General features: G+C 57.9%; 17 protein-coding genes. All 17 read left to right on the top strand.

Annotated features, from left to right (window positions below):
• Positions 1-25 precede the first annotated feature (25 nt).
• The 17 genes from ACOYXH_RS24905 (at position 26) to ACOYXH_RS24825 (ending at position 22,455) form a co-directional block, all read left to right on the top strand.
• Complete coding sequence (locus ACOYXH_RS24905; RefSeq protein WP_003229566.1) at positions 26-166, top strand: hypothetical protein; 141 nt, start codon at positions 26-28, stop codon at positions 164-166.
• An 18-nt stretch (positions 167-184) separates the two neighbouring features.
• A complete protein-coding gene (tagH, locus tag ACOYXH_RS24900) occupies positions 185-1,381 on the top strand; it encodes a type VI secretion system-associated FHA domain protein TagH (RefSeq protein ID WP_034152083.1) in 1,197 nt (398 codons plus the stop codon).
• A 5-nt stretch (positions 1,382-1,386) separates the two neighbouring features.
• Positions 1,387-1,887, top strand: coding sequence for a type VI secretion system lipoprotein TssJ (tssJ, locus tag ACOYXH_RS24895; protein ID WP_166221888.1), 501 nt, complete (start codon positions 1,387-1,389; stop codon positions 1,885-1,887).
• 2 nt (positions 1,888-1,889) lie between these two features.
• Positions 1,890-3,221, top strand: coding sequence for a type VI secretion system baseplate subunit TssK (tssK, locus tag ACOYXH_RS24890; RefSeq protein ID WP_007920300.1), 1,332 nt, complete (start codon positions 1,890-1,892; stop codon positions 3,219-3,221).
• 5 nt (positions 3,222-3,226) lie between these two features.
• Positions 3,227-4,102, top strand: a complete 876-nt coding sequence (gene icmH, locus ACOYXH_RS24885) for a type IVB secretion system protein IcmH/DotU (RefSeq protein ID WP_016985783.1) — start codon at positions 3,227-3,229, stop codon at positions 4,100-4,102.
• 13 nt (positions 4,103-4,115) lie between these two features.
• Positions 4,116-7,655: a type VI secretion system membrane subunit TssM gene (tssM, locus tag ACOYXH_RS24880; RefSeq protein WP_449122534.1), complete on the top strand. Its 3,540-nt coding sequence runs from the start codon at positions 4,116-4,118 to the stop codon at positions 7,653-7,655.
• A complete protein-coding gene (locus tag ACOYXH_RS24875) occupies positions 7,655-8,383 on the top strand; it encodes a PP2C family protein-serine/threonine phosphatase (protein WP_397483744.1) in 729 nt (242 codons plus the stop codon). The genes tssM and ACOYXH_RS24875 overlap by 1 nt, the downstream gene beginning before the upstream one ends.
• Positions 8,380-9,381 (top strand): serine/threonine-protein kinase, encoded by a 1,002-nt coding sequence (locus ACOYXH_RS24870; RefSeq protein WP_316917331.1) that lies wholly within the window; start codon positions 8,380-8,382, stop codon positions 9,379-9,381. The genes ACOYXH_RS24875 and ACOYXH_RS24870 overlap by 4 nt, the downstream gene beginning before the upstream one ends.
• Before the next feature lie 28 nt (positions 9,382-9,409).
• Positions 9,410-11,446: a type VI secretion system Vgr family protein gene (locus tag ACOYXH_RS24865; RefSeq protein ID WP_460066477.1), complete on the top strand. Its 2,037-nt coding sequence runs from the start codon at positions 9,410-9,412 to the stop codon at positions 11,444-11,446.
• 5 nt (positions 11,447-11,451) lie between these two features.
• On the top strand, positions 11,452-12,471 hold the full coding sequence (locus ACOYXH_RS24860; protein WP_320413661.1) for a tetratricopeptide repeat protein: 1,020 nt from the start codon (positions 11,452-11,454) through the stop codon (positions 12,469-12,471).
• A 16-nt stretch (positions 12,472-12,487) separates the two neighbouring features.
• Complete coding sequence (locus tag ACOYXH_RS24855) at positions 12,488-15,193, top strand: glycoside hydrolase family 24 protein (RefSeq protein ID WP_460066474.1); 2,706 nt, start codon at positions 12,488-12,490, stop codon at positions 15,191-15,193.
• A 4-nt stretch (positions 15,194-15,197) separates the two neighbouring features.
• Complete coding sequence (locus ACOYXH_RS24850; RefSeq protein WP_320413659.1) at positions 15,198-15,758, top strand: hypothetical protein; 561 nt, start codon at positions 15,198-15,200, stop codon at positions 15,756-15,758.
• A 129-nt stretch (positions 15,759-15,887) separates the two neighbouring features.
• Positions 15,888-16,349: an XAC2610-related protein gene (locus tag ACOYXH_RS24845; RefSeq protein WP_320413658.1), complete on the top strand. Its 462-nt coding sequence runs from the start codon at positions 15,888-15,890 to the stop codon at positions 16,347-16,349.
• A 20-nt stretch (positions 16,350-16,369) separates the two neighbouring features.
• The gene (locus tag ACOYXH_RS24840; RefSeq protein WP_320413657.1) at positions 16,370-17,737 is read left to right on the top strand and encodes a lysozyme inhibitor LprI family protein; all 1,368 of its coding nucleotides are present in this window, start codon (positions 16,370-16,372) and stop codon (positions 17,735-17,737) included.
• A gap of 138 nt (positions 17,738-17,875) precedes the next feature.
• Complete coding sequence (locus tag ACOYXH_RS24835) at positions 17,876-19,270, top strand: TIGR01777 family oxidoreductase (protein WP_460066471.1); 1,395 nt, start codon at positions 17,876-17,878, stop codon at positions 19,268-19,270.
• 9 nt (positions 19,271-19,279) lie between these two features.
• A complete protein-coding gene (locus ACOYXH_RS24830; protein WP_460066468.1) occupies positions 19,280-21,730 on the top strand; it encodes an alpha/beta hydrolase in 2,451 nt (816 codons plus the stop codon).
• Positions 21,727-22,455, top strand: coding sequence for a hypothetical protein (locus tag ACOYXH_RS24825; protein ID WP_460066465.1), 729 nt, complete (start codon positions 21,727-21,729; stop codon positions 22,453-22,455). Before ACOYXH_RS24830 ends, ACOYXH_RS24825 begins: the two co-directional genes overlap by 4 nt.
• Positions 22,456-22,472: the final 17 nt, after the last annotated feature.

Raw genomic sequence — 22,472 nt, 5'->3', positions numbered from 1 at the left:
TTTGTCTACACCTGGAGACCCTCTGATGTCTGTTCGTCACTGGCACGCTGTCCTGCTGACCCTCGTCGTTCTATGCGGCCTTGGCGGCTGTAGCGGCAATTACAAATTCAACGACAACGACTATCGCCCGTTGGGTGATCCGCAAGCGGTCAATCGCGGCAAGTGACCGCAAGGAGCATCAAACATGGAATTGGTTTTCGAAATGCTGAACACCAAGCAGTTCGTGCCCACCGAGTTGTGCCAGAAGACCTTTAAACAGGCCGGCGGCGTGATTGGGCGGGGCGAGGACTGCGACTGGATCATCCCTGACCGCAAGCGTCATCTGTCCAATCACCACGCGATTGTCAGTTACCGCGAGGGCACGTTCTTCCTCACCGACACCAGCAGCAACGGTGTCCAGGACGGCGAGAGCGGCGCACGCCTGCACAAAGGCGAACCGGTGCGCATCGAACACGGCAGCACCTACGTACTGGGTGACTTCGAGATTCGCGCGCGCCTGGTGCGTGACCCGGCGACCTTCGACGGTGAAGTCGGCCGTCCACGCGCTGCCGGCAGCATCATTCCCGATGACGCATTTCTGGATCTCGATCCGCTCAATGCTCTCGAACAGCAAGAGCGTGTGTACTCGGAAATCGACGAACTGCTGGCACCGAACACCAAGCCTGAGGATTCCCGTCAGCGTGCCGACTACGCACGTATCGACATGGAAAGCCTGATGGTGCCGGAGCTGATTGCCGCTCCGGTCGAACCTGAGCCCGCTCCGGCACCGAAAGCCGTCGAGCGCCAGAGCGAAGGTTTCTGGGATCATTTCGGTGCGGCGCTGGGTGTCGACGTCAAAGGCCTCAGCCACGACGAACGCGAAGCCCTGGCGTTGAACGCGGCGCGCTTGCTGCGCCAAAGCATCGGCGGTTTGCAGCAGAGCCTGCGCACCCGTTCGGAGCTGAAAAACGAACTGCGTCTGGCCCAGACCACCGTGCAAGGCACCAACAAGAATCCGCTGAAATTCGCCGTCGATCCGAGCGAAGCGCTGCAGATTCTGTTGCAGCCAAGCAAGCCCGGCCATCTGCCGGCCGAGCAAGCGATTTCCCGCGCGTTCCGCGATCTGCAGGCGCATCAAGTCGCACTGCTGACCGCCAGCCGCGCCGCCGTACGCGGCACCCTGGAGCACTTCTCGCCGGAGCAACTGACCCTGCGTTTCGAGCGTGACAACAAGCCGTTGATCGCGACATCGGGCGGGCGCTGGAGAGCGTTCGGCCGCTATCACCAGGCGCTGCGTCAGGACGATGACTGGAGCGAGCGTCTGCTGGCCCGCGACTTCGCCCAGGCCTACGAAGAACAGATCCGCCTGATCTCCACCCTCCACACCGACCACCAAGGATGATGCGCATGTCTCGCCGCTCGACCGCTTTTTTCAAGACGCTGACTGCGCTCACCGTGCTGGTGCTGCTCGCCGGTTGCTCGTCGCTGTCGCCGTACTCGAAAGTGACCAAGATCAACCTGAAGCTGACCGGCAGCGATCAGCTCAACCCGGACCTCAACGGTCGGCCGTCGCCGATCGTCGTGCGCCTGTTCGAACTCAAGCACCCGGTGACCTTCGAGAACGCTGATTTCTTCAGCCTTTACGAACGCGCCAAGGAATCCCTCAACCCGGATCTGGTGGCCAGCGAAGAGCTCGAACTGCGCCCGGGTGAAACCGTGGAGATGAAGCTCAAGGTGGAAGAGGGCAGCCTTTATGTTGGCGTTCTCGCCGCTTACCGCGACTTGCCGGAAACCCAATGGCGCCACACCGTTCAGATCACTCCGCTGGAAGTCACCGAAGTCGATCTGACTCTGGACCAGACCGGCATCCGCAACACCAATCAAGTGCTCGCCAAGGCGGATGACTGAACATGAATACCCATAAAGTCATTTGGCAGGAAGGCATGCTGCTGCGTCCGCAGCACTTCCAGCACAACGATCGTTATTACGATCACCAGATGAAAACCCGCACCCAGTTGCTGGGTGGCTACACCTGGGGTTTCCTTAATCTGGAGATCGACTTGCAGTTCCTCAACATGGGCAAACTGGTGATCAGTGAAGCCTCGGGGATTCTGCCGGACGGCAGCCTGTTCGAACTCGGTGGCAACACTGAGCCGCTGGCGCTGGACGTGCCGCCGAACACCGGCAACACGCCGATCTACCTGGCGCTGCCGCTGGTCACCGGCAACCACATCGAGTCGCGCCGTCCGGAGCAATCCGACGTGCTCGCGCGTTACACCGCGTACGACGCCGAAGTGGCCGACTCCAACGCCGGCGACGATTCCGCCAGCCAGGTCAGCTGCGGTCGCCCGGACTTCAAACTGTTGCTCGGCGAGCAGCAGAGCGATCAGGCCTACGTCAAGCTGAAGATCTGCGACGTGCTCGACACCACGCCGGACGGCGTGATCAGCCTCGACCCGGACTTCGTGCCGACCTACATTCAGGCCCACGCCTCCAGCTATCTGCTGTCGTGCCTGAAAGAAGTCATCAGCATGCTCAACCACCGTGGCGACACGATTGCCGAGCGGATTCGCTCCAACGGCAAGGTCGGCGGTGCTGAGGTCGGTGACTTCATGATGCTGCAACTGATCAACCGCACCGAACTATTGCTGCGCCACTACCTTGGTCTGGAGCAAGTGCACCCGGAAGAGTTGTACCGCACGTTGCTGACCATGCTCGGCGATCTGGCGACCTTCTCCGGCGAGAGCAAACGCCCGCGTCTGGACAGCCGCTATTCCCACGCTGACCAGGGCGGGAGCTTCCGCAAACTGATGGAAGCGATTCGTCAGGTGCTGTCGATGGTGCTCGAACAGCACGCCATCGAACTGATCCTGCAAGCGCGTCAGTACGGCATCATCGTCTCGCCGTTGCACGACCACAAACTGCTCGGCTCGGCGTCGTTCGTGCTGGCAGCCAGTGCCAACTGCGACTCCGAAGAACTGCGCCACCGCTTGCCGGCGCACCTCAAGGTCGGCCCGGTGGAGCGTATCCGCCAACTGGTCAACCTGCACTTGCCGGGGATCAAGGTCAAACCGTTGCCGGTGGCCCCGCGGCAGATCGCGTTCCATTCGAACAAAACCTATTTCATCCTCGAACTCAGTTCCGAAGACCTGGCACAACTCGAGCGCTCCGGCGGTTTCGCGTTCCATGTGTCCGGCGAATTCGCCGAGCTTGAACTGAAATTCTGGGCCATCAGGAACTGACCGACATGATCAAGGAAACGGATTACAACCAGGACGACAAAACCGTCCTGCTCGATCGTCAAGGCCACGGACCGGCATCGAGTCCGCTGACCGACTTCGCCGCGCCGCCGCGTTTCGAGCAACTGGAAGAACGCATGATCTACGCCGCGCGCCTGCGCCCGGCAGAAGCGTTCAACATCAGCCTCAATTCGCTGGTCGCTGCTTCGTCCGAACTGCTTTCGGAAGTGGTGCGCCTCAAGCACAGCGAAACCCGCGAAGATTTGTACGCGCTCAACGAGCGCCTGACCGCCGGGCTCAAGCTGTTTGAAGTGCGTGCCCTGCACAATGGCGCCGAAAGCAGCCAGGTGATGGCCGCGCGTTACGTGCTCTGCACCGTGGTCGACGAAGCTGTCGTGACCACACCGTGGGGCAACGAAAGCGAATGGTCGCAGATGAGCCTGCTGAGCAGCTTCCACAACGAAACCTTTGGTGGCGAGAAGTTCTTCCAGTTGCTCGATCGACTGTCGAAGAACCCGGTCAAGCATCTGCCGATGCTCGAGCTGATGTACCTGTGCCTGTCCCTCGGGTTCGAAGGCAAGTACCGCGTGCAAGCGCGCGGCATGCTCGAACTTGAAGGCATCCGTGACGCCTTGTATCGGCAGATCCGTCAGTTGCGTGGCGACGTGCCGCGCGAGTTGTCGCCGCACTGGGAAGGCTTGAACGATCAGCGCCGTAACCTGGTGCGCATCGTGCCGGCGTGGATGGTGGTGTTGTTCACTTTCGTCTGTCTGGTGGTGATGTATTCGGGCTTCGCCTGGGTCTTGGGCGAGCAGCGCGACACCGTTCTGCAACCATATCAGCCGCTTGATCCGGCCGCGGTGCAACCGCAGTCGCAGCCGTAAACAGGGACGTGTGATGAAAAAGTTTTTCAAGAAAGTCGGCGCCTTCCTGCGCCAGACCTGGGTCTGGACCTTGCTGCTGGTGCTGTTCGTGGCGCTGCTGGTGTGGTTCGTCGGCCCGTTGTTGGCGGTTGATGATTACAAGTTCTGGGAGAGCTCGACCTCTCGCTTGCTGACCATCGCTGTGCTGTTCCTGATCTGGGGCCTGACCATGGTCTTCGTCAGCTGGCGCAGCGGTATCCGCAAGAAAGCCGAGGAAGAAAGCGAGGACGGCCAGGACCGCATTCGCCGCGAAGAGCTGATCGACGAAGAACAGAAGGAGTTGAAGGCGCGCTTCAAAGACGCGCTGAAAACCCTGAAGACGTCGAGCCTGTATCGCGGCCGCAGCGAGCGCTGGCGCAGTGACTTGCCGTGGTACCTGTTGATCGGTCCGCAGGCCTCGGGCAAAACCAGTCTTCTGGACTTTTCCGGTCTGGAATTCCCGATCAACAAGATCGACCGCAAGCTGACCCGCGACACCCTCGGCACTCGTCATTGCGACTGGTACTTCGCCGACCACGGTGTGCTGATCGACACCGCCGGGCGCTACATGACCCAGCCTGACGCGGAAGTCGACGGCAGCGCCTGGACCACCTTGCTGGAACTGCTGCGCAAGCGCCGTCGCGGGCGTCCGTTGAACGGTGTGCTGGTGACCATCCCGGTGGAAACCCTGCTCGGCGGCAGCGAACAGGACATCGATACCCTCGCACGCCAGGTTCGCGGCCGTCTTCAAGACGTGCATCAGAAACTGCACGTCGATGTGCCGGTGTATCTGGTCCTGAGCAAGGCTGACAAGCTGCTCGGCTTCGACGAGTTCTTCGATCAACTGACTCGCGAAGAAAGCGATCAAGTGCTCGGTACCAGTTTCCGCAAGGATCAGGTCGGCACCGACGTCGCTGTGCTGCGCAACGAGTTCGAAGAACTGCTGCGTCGCCTCAACAGCCAAGTGATCATGCGCATGCACTCCGAGCGCGATACCCAGCGCCGTGGCCGCATCCTCGACTTCCCGCATCAATTGGGGCAGATCGGCGAGCGCCTGTGCCTGTTCGTCGACATGGCGTTCACCGGCAACCGTTATCAGCGTGCCACGCAACTGCGTGGTTTCTACCTGACCAGCGCGCCGCACCTGACTCAAGAGATGGATGCGACCACCGCCGGCATCGGCGCCAGCCTCGGCATGAGCGCCGGTGTGCTGCCGACCTTGCGCAGCGGTCGCTCGCGGTTTATCCATCACTTGTTCAGCCAAGTGATTTTCCCCGAAGCCGATCTGGCCGGTCTGGACAAACGCGAACGCAGCCGCATCCATTGGGGCCAGCGTGCGCTGTACGTCGGCGCACTCGCTTCGCTGGCGCTGTTCGGCATGCTCTGGGCCGGTGGTTTCTCGGCCAACTACGAGCGCCTGGAAAACCTGCGCAATCTGGCGCAGAACTGGACGCAGCAGCGCACGGCACTTTCGCCGCGTGATGACGCCATGGGCGTGCTGAAAACCCTCGACACCAGCTACGCCGCGACCCAGGTCTTCCCGAAAAAAGGCGACGTGTCGTATCACGAGCGCGGCGGTCTGTATCAAGGTGAAGACGTCAATCCAGTGGTCAAAGAGGCTTACGAGCGCGAGCTTGAAAAGCAACTGCTGCCACGGGTGGCGACCATGCTCGAAGGGCAGATCCGCGCCAATATGAAGGACCGCGACCGCCTGCTCAACAGCCTGCGCGCGTACCTGATGTTGAACATGAAGGATCGTCGCGATGCCGCGTGGCTCAAGGACTGGGTCGCTACTGACTGGTCGACGCGCTATACCGGCAACACCGCCGTACAGAACGGTTTGAGTGCGCACCTCGATCGCCTGCTGAAGCAGCCGTTTATCTACCCGCTGAACGACCAATTGGTCACTCAGGCGCGTCAGGTATTGCGCAGCGAATCGCTGGCCACGGTGGTTTACCGCATGCTCCGCGAGCAGGCGCGCAACCTGCCGGACTACCGTTTCAGCCAACACCTCGGCCCACAAGGCTCGCTGTTTATCGGCACCGAATACGTGATCCCGGGTTTCTATACGCAAACCGGTTATCAGCAGTATTTCTCGGTGCAGGGTTCGGCGCTGGTCACCGACATCCTGCGTGACAACTGGGTACTGGGCGAAGGCGCGGGCATCAGCGACATGGACTTGCGTCGCCTGATGGTCGAGCTGGAGCAGCTGTACTTCCGCGACTACGCCAACTACTGGAGCGAAGCCGTTGGCCAGGTTGCCCTGCCGCCGATCAGCGATGCCGGTGAAGGCGCCGAGCAACTGGCGGGCCTGACCTCGGCCAACTCGCCGGTGCTGGCATTGCTCACTGAAGTGCGTGAGAACACCCGCTTCCAGGCCGCTGCAGACCCTGTCGAAGAAGCTGGCGACGCTGCTGATGCGCTGGCTGGGCAGAAAGGCAAACTGGGTAAGGTTGGCAAACTTGCCGCCGCCGCCGCGGACAAGGCTTCGGCCCTGAACGTGGCGAAGACCCTGCCGGACACCGCGAAGAAGTCGCTGCAACGCCGCTTCGAACCGTTGCATCGTTTGCTCGATGACAACAACGGCCCGGCTGCGGACCTGACGCCTGCACTGAGCGCGCTCAACGACCTGCAACTGCAACTGGCCGGTCTGGCCCGTTCCAGCACGCCGGAACAAGCCGCGTTCGAAATGGCGAAAACCCGCATGAGCGGCCAGCGTGATGCGCTGACCAACCTGCGCAATGCGTCTGGCCGTCTGCCGCGTCCGCTCAGCGTGTGGTTCAACGTGCTGGCCGAAGACTCTTGGCGTCTGGTGCTTAACGATGCTTACCAATACCTGAACGGTCGTTATCAAAACGAGCTGTACAGCGTGTATGGCAAAACCATCAGCAAGCGTTATCCGTTCAGCGCCAGCAGCACCAGCGACGTAGCGATCAGCGATTTCCGCGAGTTCTTCCGCGCTCAAGGCACCGTCGACCGTTTCTTCGACAGCTACCTGCGTCCGTTCGTCAGCGGCGATCCGGGCAACTACCGCATGCGCAGCGTCGACGGTCACAGCTTGCCGGTATCGAAGATGTACCTGGACCAGATGGCAGCGGCGCTGACGATTCGTCAGAGCTTCTTCTCGATCAACCCGGCCGAGCCGACCGTGCAGTTCAAACTGGAGCCCTACACCCTCGACCCGGCAGTCAGTCGTTCCGAGTTCAAGTTCGGCGACAAGACCATGGAATACCGCCACGGTCCGATCCTGCCAATGTCGTTCAAATGGCCGACCGATGCTGAAGACGGTCGCACCAGTCTGGTCATGGACAAAATGGCCGGGCGCCCGATCGGCATCGAGAAGAACTCCGGCCCATGGTCGCTGTTCCGCCTGTTCGACCTGATGCAGACCGAGTACCTGAGCGGTCGCGACGTGCTGGTGCTGAAAGCCGACGTGGGTGGCCTGCGCGCCAACTACCTGCTGACCAGCCAGCGCACGCCGAACCCGTTCGACATGGGCGTGCTGCGCACCTTCCGTATGCCGGTGCAGCTCTGATGTTGGTGGCCAGTGCCTGGCGCAGCGCGGCGCGGACCGACCCGGGCAAGGTGCGGGCGCGCAACGAAGATGCCTTCCTCGACTCGCCACAGCAGGGGCTGTGGGTGGTCGCGGACGGCATGGGCGGTCATCAGGGTGGCGACATCGCTAGCCAGTTGATCGTCGCCAGCCTGGCTGAACTGCCGCAACACGAGGACTTCGACGAACGCCTCAAAGCCATTCGCCAGTGCCTGCACTGGTTGAACCGGCGTTTGGGGCAGGAGTTGACGGTCACCGCCGGACGTCACGACAGCATCATGGGCAGCACCGTCGTCGCGCTGCTGGTGGAAGGTAATCGCGCGGCCTGCATCTGGGCCGGCGACAGTCGTTGCTACATGTGGCGTGGGCAGCGGCTGTATCAGCTGTCCAAGGATCATTCGCTGCAACAGCAACTGATCGACGAGCAACAAATGAGCGTCGAACAAGCGGCAGCACACCCGGCGGCTCAGGCGTTGACCCGAGCTGTTGGCGCGGCCGAAACACTGACCCTGGATGTACTGGAACTCGAGGTCTATCCGGGCGATGCGTTTTTGCTCTGCAGCGATGGTTTGTATCAGGGCCTGAGCAGCGATGCCCTCGGCACCGCCCTCAGCCTCAGCGCGCCGCACGTGGCGCTGGAACGTTTGTTCGACGGCGCCCTGCGCGGCGCCGCGCGCGACAACCTGACAGCCGTGGTGATCCGCCAATGACCAAAATCGAATCGCCAATCGATGACTTGCTGATGAGCGAAGAACAGGCCAACAACCTGACCTACTTCGCCTTCGCCAAGGAAAACAAGGCAGAGCCTTTGCTGGCGCCAACCAAGGCCAGCATCGGTGCACTGCCGGATGTACTCGCCGGTCGCTACCACCTCGAGCGTCTGCTCGGGGCCGGTGGCATGGGCGCCGTTTACCGGGCGCGGGATCTGCTGCACGAACAGTTCGGCGATCCCGACCCTTACATTGCGCTGAAAATCCTCAGCGAAGAATTTGCCGAATCGCCGGACGCCAGTGCCTTGCTCTACAGCGAGTTCGCCCTGACCCGACGCCTGCGCCACGACAACGTCGTGCGTGCGCACACCTTTGAAGTCGACACCGACTGCCAGCGGGCCTTCATCACCATGGAATATATGCGTGGCCTGACCCTGGACAAATTGCTCTGCGAGCGGCCCCTCGGCCTGCCGTGGCAAGAACTGCGCGACATCGTCCTGCCGCTGCTCGACACGCTGGCCTACGCCCACGGTCGCGGCGTGCTGCACGGTGACATGAAACCGAGCAACGTCATGCTCAGCGAAGACGGCTTGCGCCTCTTTGACTTCGGCCTCGGTCAGGCAGAGGAGGGCGTGATGCCCGGCCTGCCGCATCTGAGTCGCGAACGCTTCAACGCCTGGACCCCGGGCTACGCCGCCCCCGAACTGCTTGAGGGCCAACCTTTGTCGGCCAGCGCGGACGTGTACGGCGTGGCCTGCGTGATCTACGAACTGGCGGGCGGCAAACACCCGTTCCGCCGCTTGCCCTCGACTCAGGCGCGCGATGAGCACCTGGAGCGCGAACTGCAAGCCCCGGCGAACTTACCGAAACACGGCTGGCCAGCGCTGCGAACCGCGCTGAGCTTCAACCCGGCAGAACGCACCATAACTGCCCAACAATTGCGTGACGCCTTGGGCGCCACTTCGTCCTGGCTGCAACGTCTGCGACTTCGGGCGTAACGGATGACATTCGAACAGGGAGCACTTTATGTTCAACCCAGCTAACGAAACCCACTTCAGCCTCAAGGTCGAAGACTACGTCGGCGACCTGCAAGTGCTGTCGTTCACCGGCACCGAAGGCATCAGTCAGCCGTTTCGTTTCGACCTCGAACTGGTCAGCGAAAACCCGGATCTGGACCTCGAACAACTGCTGCACAAGCAAGCGTTTCTGGCATTCGATCCACAAGGCTCGGGCATCCACGGCCAGATCTACCGCGTCGCTCAAGGCGATGCCGGCAAGCGCCTGACCCGCTACAAAGTGTCGATGGTGCCGCAGTTGCAATACCTGCATCACCGCACCAACCAGCGCATCTACCAGCAGATGTCGGCGCCGAAAATCATTGCGCTGATCCTCGAAGAACACGGCATCAAGGGCAACGCTTACAACTTCCAGCTCAGCCAGCCGTGCCCGGACCGCGACTACTGCGTGCAGTACGACGAAACCGACCTGCACTTCGTCCAGCGCCTGTGCGAAGAGGAAGGCATCCACTACCACTTCCAGCACAGCGACAAAGGCCACCTGCTGGTATTCGGCGACGACCAGACCGTGTTCCGCAAACTCGGTCAGCCAACTGCGTACGTGCAGGGCAGCGGCATGGTCGCCGAAGAACCGGTGATCAAAGGCTTCAAGCTGCGCCTGGAAACCCGCACCAGCCGCATCACACGGCGCGACTACGACTTCGAAAAACCGCGCCTGCAAATGGAAGCCGCCTACAAACCCGAAGGCGAGAGCACTGAGCCGGATCTCGAAGACTACGACTACCCGGGCCGCTTCATCGACCGCGCCCGTGGCAAGTTCCTCAGCCAACGCGCCCTAGAACGCCATCGCGCCGACTACCGGCAGGCCGAAGGTCGCGGCGACCAGACCAAACTGGTCAGCGGCCACTTCATGGAACTGTCCGACCACCCGCGCAGCGAGTGGAACGACCTGTGGCTGCTCACCGAACTCTTCCACGAAGGCAAACAGCCGCAAGTGCTCGAAGAAGGCGTGACCAGCGACACCACTGACAACAAGGACGACTTCCACCAGGGCTACCGCAACACCTTCCTCGCCACCCCGTGGGACGTGTTCTACCGCCCGGCCCTCGAACACCCGAAACCGCGCGTACTCGGCAGCCAGACCGCCATGGTCACCGGCCCCAAAGGCGAAGAAATCCACTGCGACCAGTACGGCCGCATCAAAGTCCAGTTCCACTGGGACCGCGAAGGCCAGGCCGACGACAAAACCAGCTGCTGGCTGCGCGTCTCCAGCTCCTGGGCCGGCGACCGCTACGGCGCCATCAGCATCCCGCGCATCGGCATGGAAGTCCTCGTCACCTTCCTCGAAGGCGACCCCGACCAACCGCTGGTGACCGGTTGCCTGTACCACAAGGAAAACCCGGTGCCGTACGCACTGCCGGCGAACAAGACGCGCAGCGTGTTCAAAACACTCAGCTCACCGGGTGGCGGTGGGTATAACGAACTGCGCATCGAAGACAAGAAAGGTGCGGAGCAGATCTACATTCATGCCCAGCGTGATTGGGATGAAAACGTTGAGCATGACCAGAAAATTCGGGTCGGGAATGAGCGTCATGACACGGTGGTTAAGAACACCTACACCGAGCTCAAGGCTGAAGAACATCGCACCACGATCTCCGACCGTAAGATTGAAGCGAAGCTGGATGATCACCTGACGGTTGGGCAAAACCAGAATGTGAAGCTGGGGACTGCGCAACTGACCAGCGTGGGGAAAGAGATACACCTCAAGGCTGGGGACAAGATTGTTATTGAGGCGGGGACAGAGCTGACCATTCTTGGGGGTGGGAGCTTTATCAAGCTGGATGGCGGTGGGGTGACGGTGGTTGGGCCGGTGATCAAGATCAATGCGGGTGGTTCGGCTGGGTCGGGTACTGGCATCGGGATTAAGCCGCCGGTGCTGCCGGGGGCGGCGGACAAGGATAAGGCGGGGAGTTTGATGGATCAGGCGTTGTTGAATGCACCGCCTGAGAAGGTTAAACCGAAGGCTTTTTTTGTGTTTTCCGAGTGATCGACATGAATCGTGTTTTGAAGAAGAGCAATGGCATCGCGATAGCGGTTTTCACCGCGTCGCTGTTGAGCCTGTTTCATGGCAGCGCTTATGCGGATGAATGTCCGTCCGAGGACTTTTCCCAGTTTCTGCCGGCGTTTTCTGCGAATGCCGAAACTCAGCGGCGGTTGACTGCGATGACGGTGAAATCGCTGGTGTTGAAACCCGAAGGAGAGGGGCGGACTCTTGAGCCGCAAACGGCGGAGATCAACAGCTCCACATTGGCGTTTCCGCTGATGGCACCTTTAGCCACAAACAAGACAGACGGGGTTGAAGTCGAAATAATCGACGACAGTCACGTCAACGTTGTGGACAAGCGAGCGGGTAACAGCAACATCAAGATTTTCAATTTTTCTCGTCAGGCATGCTGGGTACTCGAGGGCGTCGAGAACTGGTCGATCAATGATAAAGACCTTGTTGAAGGGACCACGCCGACCCTGAGTACCGCCGAGAACTTTTGCTATCAGCGTGCGCGAACTTACGGACGCCTTGGTGGCCTGGACAAATACTCCCTGACGGGAGAACTCTTTGAAGCAGCATTGGAAAACTACCTGTGTGCAGCAGCTTCCGGCGATCCTCAGGCAAGTCTCAGTGCTGCCAGTCTGAGTCTTTCCGGAATGGCATCTCAATTGGAAACAGAAAAGGTCGAAGCCCTGCTCAAGGCCGCCGCCGCTACTCTGGCAAGCGGAGCTTCTGCATTGTCCACTTTCTATTGTTATGGCAACGACACAGACCCCGAGGGTCCTTGTCAGCATCCTGAAGAAGCAGAAAGGGAATTGATTCGCGCCGCATCAATGGGCTCTTCCGATGCTCAAAATAAACTGGGTGATACATTCGAGACCGGAAGATTGGTAACCAAGGATGCCTCCAGAGCACTGGATTGCTATCGCTTGGCCGCCAGTAAAGGAAATGCCATCGCCCTGAGTAATTTAACCAGATTGAAATCGCAAACCGCTGACGCCACAGAAACCAGCCATTGCTATTGATTTGCAGGATGCAGAAATGACAGAACCATTAGATTTAACGGGTAATTACGAAAACCGTGGCTACGTGTACAAGATGGGTGGCGATGGCATAAAAACAAATGCGGCCGGTAATAAGTTAATCGACTGCTCGCACATGGTTAATTTGTTGCTGACGGGGGCTGGCTACAAAATCCCGTATCAAGATACCCGTGTAATGGTGGATTCCACTTACTACACAACCGTGGTGCCACCCGACGTCAAGAAAGGTGATATCGCTCTTTGGATTAATGAAGATCCGCTGGGTGGTGGGGATAAGTTATTTCATACCGGTATTGTTGTTGACGTTAATCCCACCGGTACTGCAGGCAAGTTCTTCGGTGCGCAGACGAGGAAAGGGCCATCATTTACTTATTTTGGCACTAAAGATCCGGCCTTCTACTGGCCGATTCCTACAAAGTTTCTCAGGGCTAAAGAAGAGTTTCGAACAGGCGAAGCTTCGTCCCCCGCACCAGTTCCTGCACCAAAACAGAATAGTCCTGCACCAATAATGACTTTTCAGTTTCCAATTCGAAAGGCGGATGGGAGTCAATATGAGAGCTCGGACGAAATCTATTCGGTGCTTGAAAAAGAAGTATCAGGAAACTATTTGCTGGGCGGGCATAGTTTTTGGCATGGTGGCATCCATGTAAGTGAGCTGAGTGCGCCACAATGCACCGACGTCCAACCTGTTCGGTGTATTGCTGACGGCGTTGTAGTTGCCTATCGTTTGAATGAAGACTACGTCAAGTCAGTATTTGAGCAAGATGGCGCAAGTACCGAATTGCGTTATTCAAATTCGTTTTGCTTGGTGAGGCATGATTATAAGTTTCCTGGGAGGCCTGTTGAAAAAGGTAATGTGGTTTCAGAAGATGTAATGACTTTTTTCAGTCTTTATATGCATCTGCTGCCTTTTGCGCAATACCCATCAGAGGCTAAAACTGAGAGGTTGAGACCTGTATATTGGCAGGGTAAGGTTCGAGCTACGGTCACCGCGAAAGGCCTGCAATTGCGTAATCCGCCAGAGTCACAAGTTAACGGTGCAAAAGCAGGTAGTCCAATAAGTTCAGAAATGGTTTTGTGTACTTCTAGTGTTATCGAATTTGATAGTGAAAAAGTTCTGAATTTAGATGTGAGAGGTAAGCTGCTGAAAATGGCTGAGTGCACTTTTGTACCTAGTAGTTCAGGCGCTCCTACTGGATTGAAAAAAGGTGGATCGGTTCCATCTACATTTTGGGCTTGTGTGGAGAATGATAAGTCAAATCATCTTGTTGATTGGGCGCCAGTTATACCTGTTAATTATGATCGCGTGGTTCTTACTAATATTGCAATCAAAGCTGGCGACCCGATTGGTTACCTGGGTTTGAATGAGGTGTTGGCAGGGCCAGGTGGCGGGAAAATAAGTAAGCGTCAGGTCCATCTTGAAGTCTTCAGTAGTGATGATATCGCTAGCCTTATAAAAAATCCAAAAGGGTTAACAGGCGGTAATCAGCATCTCGTTCTTGAAAGTGGCACAGTACTATATGAAAAAACTGAGACGGATGGAAAAATCTCTTTTTCTCCAAAGCAGCCACCTCTTGGGGAAAAAATAATTGTAGCTTTGAGTAAGGCGAAAGTTACAAAGGATTCAAGCGGAAAAGAATGGTTTGGGCTTTCAGTAAAGGGGGAGACTACTTCGCTTGAAGGTTTCTTGCAAAAAGAGAGTGCTACGGTAATCAGTCAGCATGATTGGGAAAGGCTAGGATTCAGCATTGTCAAAGAGAATAACGAAAGTGCTGATGGTTTTCTCGATGTTGATGCAATGCCGGATTTCTTTAAGAAAATTTACTCGGAAATCGACAGCAAGGGTGTGGCGGACGGTAATGTTACTGTTGAAGAGTTGCAGTCGGCGCTGCGAGACGCAGAACTCCGGAGTCGCTGGACCAAACTTATTGCCTATCATCCTACGGAATGGCAGGCAAAATCATCTGAACCGAAGTGGGCACGCTTAAACAAAATTCTTTTAGAATCCCCAGCTGTACTCAAACTCGAACAAGAAAGAATAGATAAGCTCGTTTTTTGGGACGAAATGGCAGGGGCAATGCAAATTGCTTTGCCGAAATCTATTTATCACTTTCACCCAATAGCATTTATCGATAACTTGAAGAAAATTCATGTTATGACCATTGAGGAGGCGCGGATTCGGGCTTTCCTGAGAATGCTCAAGATTGGTGAGGGAACGATCGGCCTCGAAGGTTATGAGCATCTGTTTGGCGGAGAATCCTTTATTAAGGATTATGGAAAAACGTTTGCAGATCATCCTCGTCTTCTTATGGAAAAGACGGTTAAGAAAACCGGTCAAGTTATCTCTTCTACTGCTGCCGGCGCCTATCAGGTCATGAGATATGTTTGGGATGACCCAGGTATCATTAAGCTGCGGGAAGAGCACGGTATTACAGATTTTACACCTGCAATGCAAGATAGATACTGCGTTGTTATTCTGAAATATCGTCGAGATGCACTTCCAGAGATCATGAGAGGGGATATAAAGGCAGCTATTAAAAAATGTAATAAAGAGTGGGCGAGTCTTCCAGGGTCTCCTTATGGTCAGCCTACCGTGAAGCTGGAGGATGTCGTTGCAGAGTATAATAATATGGTAAGTCAAGAGTTGGCTGGTGAAAGTGATCTGCCGATGAAAGTCGGTTTTGTTGCAGACTTGATGGAGTGATGTGGTGAATTTCAATAAATATCGTGTTGGTGTCGCAGCATTTCTTTGTGCTTCGGCAATGGCTGCTTCTGCTCAAAATCCCAGCTTGCCTGAAAAAATAGATATCTTGGAATGTGATGGATCGAAGGTGGAGCTTGTATCTATTTGTCAAAATGACACCGTCGCAAAGTCGGAGGATCACAGTGGCCTCCCAGTATGTACAGATCAGATAATCAAGATAAATGGACAAGAGAACCGTCGGAAGGTTGATAAAATATCACAGGTGACCAGCAGCGGATCGAATGTGAAGATACTTTCTAATGTGGTCGTTTCGATGGCTTGTGTTAAAGGGAGCAAGGGAAGCTTAATTTCCATCGGCGGTTACGGCGGCTGTGGTGCGTGCCCTGAGTGGCATGGTTATTATTCGTTAGATGGAAAGTTGGTGAATTACGTTTATAGTAATTCGTTTCGCTCTTTTGGGTCGTTAGGGTCGCGTGACGATTTAATTAATAAGTATGGTGTTAGTAAGAAAGATTTGGTGGATGAAAGTTCTTTTGCAAAAAAAATAACATACCCCGGCCTTTGAAGCTTTGGGGGTGTCAGGGGAGGACTACTGAAAGGTGTCTCTCCCTGTGGTGACGTATATTAGGTGTGCAGATGAAAACTATGAATTGAATTTAGCATCGGTGGGTGCAAGTGGAATTATTGCGAGTTTATGCAATTGAAAAATATCACGCTATTACTGATTTTCCTGATGTGGACGATCCCGGCGTTAGCCGAAACCACCACGTTCAGCCCAACCAAAGGCGTCGAAGCGACGCTGGTTCTCGAAGGCTCCAAGCTGAACATCGCAGTAAAAAGTGAAACGCACAGCGAGTCGCGAACAATCGATTTTGAAGCCGAGAATAAACTCCACATGCAGTTCGACGATTTCAATTTCGACGGCGACAAGGATTTCGCGATCTGGCAGCTCGATGACGGCATGGGCACTTATGACTACTACCGAGTGTTCATTTATCAAGCCAAAACCGGCGTGTTCGAAGAGTTGCAGCCGGACTGCGGCGATGGCTTCGTTAACCTGCGCGTCGACAAAAAACGTAAGGCGTTGCTCAGCACTTACTGGGAAATGAACATACCCAAGCAATGCATCACCCGATTCACCAAACGCAAAACCTGAATGACTCAAGGATGAACACAGTGAACCGTTTTGTTTTTACGCTGCTGGCCACTCTGCTGCTGTCGGTTTCAGCGGTCTATGCGCAGGATGACTGCAGCCAGGTCACCTCAAGTCTGGAAATGGTGCCCTGCTCGGAGGCGGCGAAGAAGGCTGCCGATGCGCAATTGAACGTCAGCTACAAGCAGTTGATGACGCGGCTTGAGTCTGACTATCGAACAGATCCGGCGTTGGGCGCGGAGTACGCGGCGAAGGTCAAGGAGTCGCAACGTGCGTGGTTGAAGTTGCGCGATGCGAACTGCCCTTTGGAAGCATTCGAAATCGAGACTGGGATGCCGGCGCATGTGTTCGCCGTCAACTCGTGCATCGCCAGAATGAGTCGTGAGCGTTCGGCGTATCTGGACAAGATTGTCCCTGCGCTTGCATCCGATAAGAGCGCTTCGACGGCTCCCACCAGCGACGCTTGCCCCTCGGAGGAGTTCGCGCCTTTCCTGACAGCGTTTTCCGCCAACAGCGAATCACAACGCCGTCTCACTGCGATGACGGTCAAGTCCCTGGTGTTGAAACCGGTGGCGGGAAAGGATCGAAGTACCTTTGAACCTTCGACCTCCGGTGTTAGTGGAACAACGTTCACCTACCCGCTGATGGCCGCCATTACACCCGGCAAGACACCTGGAGTCGAGATCGAAGAGGTCGATGACAGTCACGTCAACGTTGTGGATAAACGGGCGGGTAACAGCAATGTGAAAATCTTCAACTTCTCTCGTCAGGCGTGCTGGGTGCTTGAGGGGATTGAGGATTGGTCGATCAACGAAAAGGATCTTGTCGCAACGGACAACCCTGGAATGAGCCGGGCCGAGAACTTCTGTTATCAGCGTGCCGAAGCGTTGGGTGGGCTGGGGTTTCTTGAACAATACCCGCTGACGGTGGAGTTGATTGAAGCGTCGCTGGAAAATTTTGTGTGTGCTGCAGAATCGGGTGATGCACAGGCGAGCCTGTCGGCGGCAAGCCTAAGCCTTTCGCAAATGGCGTCTCAGTTGGAAACCGCTAAGGTTGAGGCGCTGTTCAAAGCGGCCTCGAAAATACCGAGTGGCGCGTTGGCCTATGCCACGTTTTTTTGTGTCGGAAACTCCACCGACTATAGCGGCCCTTGCCTCCATCCCGAGCAAGCGAAAGAGCAGGTCATTCGGGCGATCACCATGGGTTCCACAGACGCGATGAATTATCTGGCCTCGACCTTTGAAGGTGGCGAGCTTGGAACGAAGGATATGTCCCGAGCGTTAGCCTGTTATCAAATGGCGGCTGACAAAGGTAATCAGTTGGGCATCTTCAACGTGGAGCGATTGGGATCGCAGGGCACTGAACCGATCAAGGCCAGTCACTGCATCTGAAATGCCGGGTCATGTCTGATGCGTTTTCGCAGTCGTTGAGTCTGAATACGTCCGGTAAAACGTTTAGTTTTTGAGCATCTGACGACCGCGATTTTCCTTTAAACTCCCCACCCCCAAGGAATGCGCTCAGGACACGGAATGCCAGTCCCCTCGAACTCCCTTCGCCAAGCGTTGGTGCTCTGGCTATACGCCGCCGCAATCGTGCACATTCTCGCCGGTCTCACCCTGACTTGGGCTGGTCATTCCGGATTACTCGACGGCTATCTGCACGTTCTCGAACTGTCGTTCTGGGGCACCGACGCAGTACCCGCCGCCGGCCACGAACAACAGGTCTGGTGGCTCGCGCTGTTCGGCGCGACGCTGCAAAGTTATTCGCTGTACATGCTCGCGCTGGTGCACATCGGCAATCGTTCGAAAGCGCCGATGGTGTGGGGCTGGTTGATGGGCGGCATCCTGTTATGGGCGCCGCAGGACATGTGGCTCTCGGCGCAACAACAGGTCTGGTCGCACCTGTGGCTCGACGGTTTTGCGCTGCTGGTGCTGTTGCCGCCGCTAATCTGGCTGTATCGCCATGACCGCAAAAAATCCCGTCCAGAAAAAGCACCGAACGAGTCCAACCCGTTTACCGGCAGCGCCTACAAACGAGTGCTGATCACCGGTGGAACCGGGTTTATTGGCGAGGCGGTGGTCAATCAATTACTCGACGCCGGCCACACCGTGAGTGTGCTGGCACGTGATCCATTGAAAGCAGCCAATCTGTTCGGCGGTCGCGTTCGCAGCGTGCAGTCCCTGAGCGAACTCAGCCACGATGAAACCTTCGACGTGGTGATCAACCTCGCGGGTGCGCCGGTTGCCGGGCCGCGCTGGAGCCCCAAGCGTCAGGCGCAACTGCTCGCCAGCCGGGTCGGCACCACCGAAGCGCTGATGACCTGGCTGAAGAACACCAAGCACAAACCCGCGCTGTGGATTCAGGCCTCGGCCATCGGCTTCTACGGTGTGCGCGATGCCAGCGAAAACCTCGACGAACACGCCAGCAAGGGCGACGGTTTCATGGCCGAACTCTGCGCGCGTTGGGAGGCTGCCGCGCAACCGGCCACGGAATTCGGCGTGCGTCAGGTGGTGCTGCGCCTCGGTGTGGTGTTCGGCCCCGGCGGTGCGTTGACGCCGTTGCTGCTGCCGTTCCGCCTGGGCTTCGGCGGTCGTATGGGCGATGGTCGGCAGATCATGAGCTGGGTGCATCGCGACGATGTGCTTCAGGTGATCGCCCGGGCCTTCGACGATGAAAGTCTAGTCGGCACTTACAACATGGTCGCGCCCGAAACGGTCACTCAAGCAGCGTTCGCCGCCAATGCCGGGAAGGTCCTCAAACGCCCGGTGTGGTTCCACATTCCGGCGGCGCCAGTACGCGCGCTGGCCGGGGAAATGGCGGAGCTGTTTTTCGACGGTCAGCGCGTGGTGCCGCAGCGTTTGACCGAGGCTGGCTACACATTCCGCTTTCCAACCCTCGACGCCGCTCTGCGCGATCTGACCTGAGGATCGTTCATGAGCAAGTCCATGATGTACCTGCTGGCCGGCAACGGCAGCGCCGCCGATTGGTGGGATGACGCGCTGCCGCACTTTCAGCGCTACGACGTGGTGCCGCTGGAGTTGCCGGGCTTCGGCGCGAATCCACAACCGCCCTGCGAGGATCTGGCGGACTACGCGCAGACCTTGCTGGCGATGACGCAGAAGGACAGCGCGATCATGGCGGTCGGGGTCAATGCGTTGCTGGTGCTGCATGCGCTGCAACGTCGGCCCGGGCACTTTTCCCGCAGTGTTTTGCTGGCGCCGGTCGGTGCGTTTTTGTGGCAGCGGCGGTTACCGGCACTGATGTCGCCACTGCCGATTCGTAAGACCATTCACTGGCTGCTGTCGAACAAACCCACGCTGTTCGCGCGCAAGTTCTCCAACCAGACCTGGACGCCCGCGCAGTACCAGCGCATGGGCGCCGGCTATGCGCGCTGCCGTGCGTTTGTGCCGCATTGGGATCTGGTGCGGGCCGACACCGCGTTGCCGCTGCTGGAGTGGATCACCGATCCGGTCGAGCTGGTTTGGGGCGATCAGGACGCGGTGCTCGGCATCGAGCAAGCGGCGGCATGGTCGGCGATTCTTGCGCGCGCTGATCTGACCATCAGCCTCAAATCTGGTTGGGGTCATTACCCGTGGATCGACTCGCCTGCGCAGTTCGCGCAGTGGCTGGAGTCGGGCGAGCGCGGGTTTGTCGCGCACACCAAGGGTGGGCGTTTGCGCCTGGCTGAACTGGCGCGGCAAGCGGTACCGGCAGCGCTGACCCTCAACGATTGCACCGATCCGCGTCTGCCGGCATTTCTCGCCGCCCAACCTGATGTGACCTGGGCGGTGCGCTCCTCCAGTTACGGCGAGGATCAGGCAGATTCGGCGAATGCCGGTTTGAGCACCACCTATCTGCGCGAACCGACCGCCAATGTGCCGAAACGCATTGCCGAACTGACGGCCGAGGGCGTCGAGGAAGTGGTGGTGCAACGCTTCATCACGCCGGTAGTGTCCGGGATCGCTTTCGTGCGCCATCTCTCGGTAGAACTGGAATGGGTTGAAGGCCATCTCGAATCGCTCGCCGACGGTCACGTCAGCCCCTCACGGGCAACGCTTTCGCTGCTCGGCGATGCTTGGCGAAGCGGCACGTTCACGCCGTCCCACGGTTTGACCGAAGACCTGCTCTGGCGCTTTCTGCAAGACGTGTTGCGCGTGTTCCACTACGTGCCCGGCGACGTCGAATGGGCCTGGGATGGCTCGCAACTGTGGCTGCTGCAATATCGGCCAATCAGCGATTACGGCTGGCGCCGGCACCTCACAGCCGCCAACATCGCCGAGATCCTGCCGCCGCAACCGAGCGCACTGGTTGAGTACGCCCAGCGCCGCGCCGCCGTAAGTATCCCGGCGATCATGGCGCGTTGGGATGCGCGGGTGTTGCAGGACAACGAGCCGTTCACCGCCGTCTTCGGCGGCGCGTCCTACATCAACAATGATCTGTTTCTCGCCCGGCTGGCCGACTGGGGCATTAGCGCGAGTAACTACGCTGGTGAAATCGGTGGCGCGACTCCGCATCTGCCGTGGCAACCGCTGAAGATGCTGCGTTCGTTGCCGTTGTTTTTGCGTATGCAACGCAAGGCTCGCGGGCATTTGCTGAATCTTGAAAACGGCTTGCAGCGCTTCGATCAGGAACTGGCCGAACTCGTCGCCCAAGCTGCCGATGGCCAACAACTCGCGGACTGGTTCACCCGGTTTTACGTGTTCGTGGTGCAAGGCAATCTGTGTATCGCCACGGCGCTGGCCAGCAGCGGCGGTGATTGGCTGGGCCGCCCGCCAACCGCTTACGACAACCTTGAAAACAGCCCGCATCGATTGCCGTGGGAAACTGATCCGGCCACCCCTCGGCCCGCGTCGAGCGATCTGCCGCTACAGCCATTCCCGCAATGGTCAGGGCTGATCCGCCTCGCGCATTCGACCGGCCTACCGGGCCTGCGCGGTTACTACCTGCAAGTGCGCGAGTGGTACCGCGACAACCTCATGCGCATCTTCTTCCGTCTGCATCACGCCATGCCGCTGGCGGATCGCGAGCACTGGTTTGCACCGCACCCCGATGTGCGCACCCGCGATGGCAGTTTTTGGCAGGACGGTCGCGAAGGTGCGGAGCAGGCCACCGGGTTCATGATTTATCCGGGGCAGGTGCAAGGCATCCTCGGCGAGGACATCCTGCTCGAAGACACCCTCGATCCGGGGCGGCACGCGCACTATCAAGCGGCGCGGGCGGTGATTGCGCGAATGGGTGGGCGCTTGTCGCATGGCTCGACGTTGTTGCGGGAGTTGCGCAAGCCGTCGGCGGTGATGCCGCAGGTGGATCCGGCGTGGGTGGGGTGTGAGGTGTTGTATCGGGATGGTGAGTTGCAATTGATTAATTCGAAGGATGCGAAGTGAAACTACGATACCTCCGCGAATTGATCTTTGGTCTGGTCGTGCTTTTACAGGTGGGTTATGTGACCGCCGCAGCTGCTGTGTTGGTCGGTAACGAGCCCGGCCAGTCGCCGGTTGCGCAAGGCCCGACCGAGACAGTTGTAGACATGGGTTCGTGTCGGTTCTCCATGCCGCTGCTGCAGAACCAATGGCTGAAGTTCGATGATTTCTATTCGGTATTTATCGCAGCCAAACAACTGCCCAAACCGTCCAGCGCCCCCAGCTTGTGGCAAGCGCAGACGTCGAGTGGTGCCGACTGGCACTTCGAGAAACACGGTGAACTCAGCCAGCCGTGGTTTGGTTTGATGTGTGAAAACTCGGAGTACTTTTCGCTTCTCACCGACTGGAAACCCCCGGTAGACGATGCGTTTGCGGTGCAAGTCCTGCGTGACGACAACGACCGCAGGTGTCCGGCGACCCTTACCGATCAGGGCTGGGTGCCCAACTCTCTGGCGGGTCGTGCGAATACCTACACCTTCGAACAATGGGGTGGGGAGAACTCTTCGGGTTTTATCTTCGGTTTCCACGACAAGTCACGACGGCACATTACCCGCATCGCTTTTTGCCTGCTGAGGGGTAAAGACGTGCTGATTGGCTCGGCGGAATCGGGTTCATCCGCCCCGCTGGCGATCAGCAACGAAGAGTTCGAGAAAATCAGGAAAGCGGTGCGCGGCATTGCCTTCAAATGAACACACCCAAAATGCAT

This window comes from Pseudomonas sp. Mb7 (genome assembly GCF_054790525.1).
Note: the sequence above shows the minus strand (reverse complement) of the source record. Positions and strands in the feature narration are given on the sequence as shown.

Excerpts from the sequence above, each read along its gene's own strand:
- ACOYXH_RS24855 (WP_460066474.1), top strand. The coding sequence starts at position 12,488 with ATGACAGAACCATTAGATTTAACGGGTAATTACGAAAACCGTGGCTAC.
- ACOYXH_RS24865 (WP_460066477.1), top strand. The coding sequence starts at position 9,410 with ATGTTCAACCCAGCTAACGAAACCCACTTCAGCCTCAAGGTCGAAGAC.
- tssJ (WP_166221888.1), top strand. The coding sequence starts at position 1,387 with ATGTCTCGCCGCTCGACCGCTTTTTTCAAGACGCTGACTGCGCTCACC.
- ACOYXH_RS24845 (WP_320413658.1), top strand. The coding sequence starts at position 15,888 with ATGCAATTGAAAAATATCACGCTATTACTGATTTTCCTGATGTGGACG.
- ACOYXH_RS24860 (WP_320413661.1), top strand. The coding sequence starts at position 11,452 with ATGAATCGTGTTTTGAAGAAGAGCAATGGCATCGCGATAGCGGTTTTC.
- tagH (WP_034152083.1), top strand. The coding sequence starts at position 185 with ATGGAATTGGTTTTCGAAATGCTGAACACCAAGCAGTTCGTGCCCACC.
- ACOYXH_RS24870 (WP_316917331.1), top strand. The coding sequence starts at position 8,380 with ATGACCAAAATCGAATCGCCAATCGATGACTTGCTGATGAGCGAAGAA.
- ACOYXH_RS24830 (WP_460066468.1), top strand. The coding sequence starts at position 19,280 with ATGAGCAAGTCCATGATGTACCTGCTGGCCGGCAACGGCAGCGCCGCC.
- icmH (WP_016985783.1), top strand. The coding sequence starts at position 3,227 with ATGATCAAGGAAACGGATTACAACCAGGACGACAAAACCGTCCTGCTC.
- ACOYXH_RS24835 (WP_460066471.1), top strand. The coding sequence starts at position 17,876 with ATGCCAGTCCCCTCGAACTCCCTTCGCCAAGCGTTGGTGCTCTGGCTA.
- tssM (WP_449122534.1), top strand. The coding sequence starts at position 4,116 with ATGAAAAAGTTTTTCAAGAAAGTCGGCGCCTTCCTGCGCCAGACCTGG.
- tssK (WP_007920300.1), top strand. The coding sequence starts at position 1,890 with ATGAATACCCATAAAGTCATTTGGCAGGAAGGCATGCTGCTGCGTCCG.
- ACOYXH_RS24905 (WP_003229566.1), top strand. The coding sequence starts at position 26 with ATGTCTGTTCGTCACTGGCACGCTGTCCTGCTGACCCTCGTCGTTCTA.
- ACOYXH_RS24875 (WP_397483744.1), top strand. The coding sequence starts at position 7,655 with ATGTTGGTGGCCAGTGCCTGGCGCAGCGCGGCGCGGACCGACCCGGGC.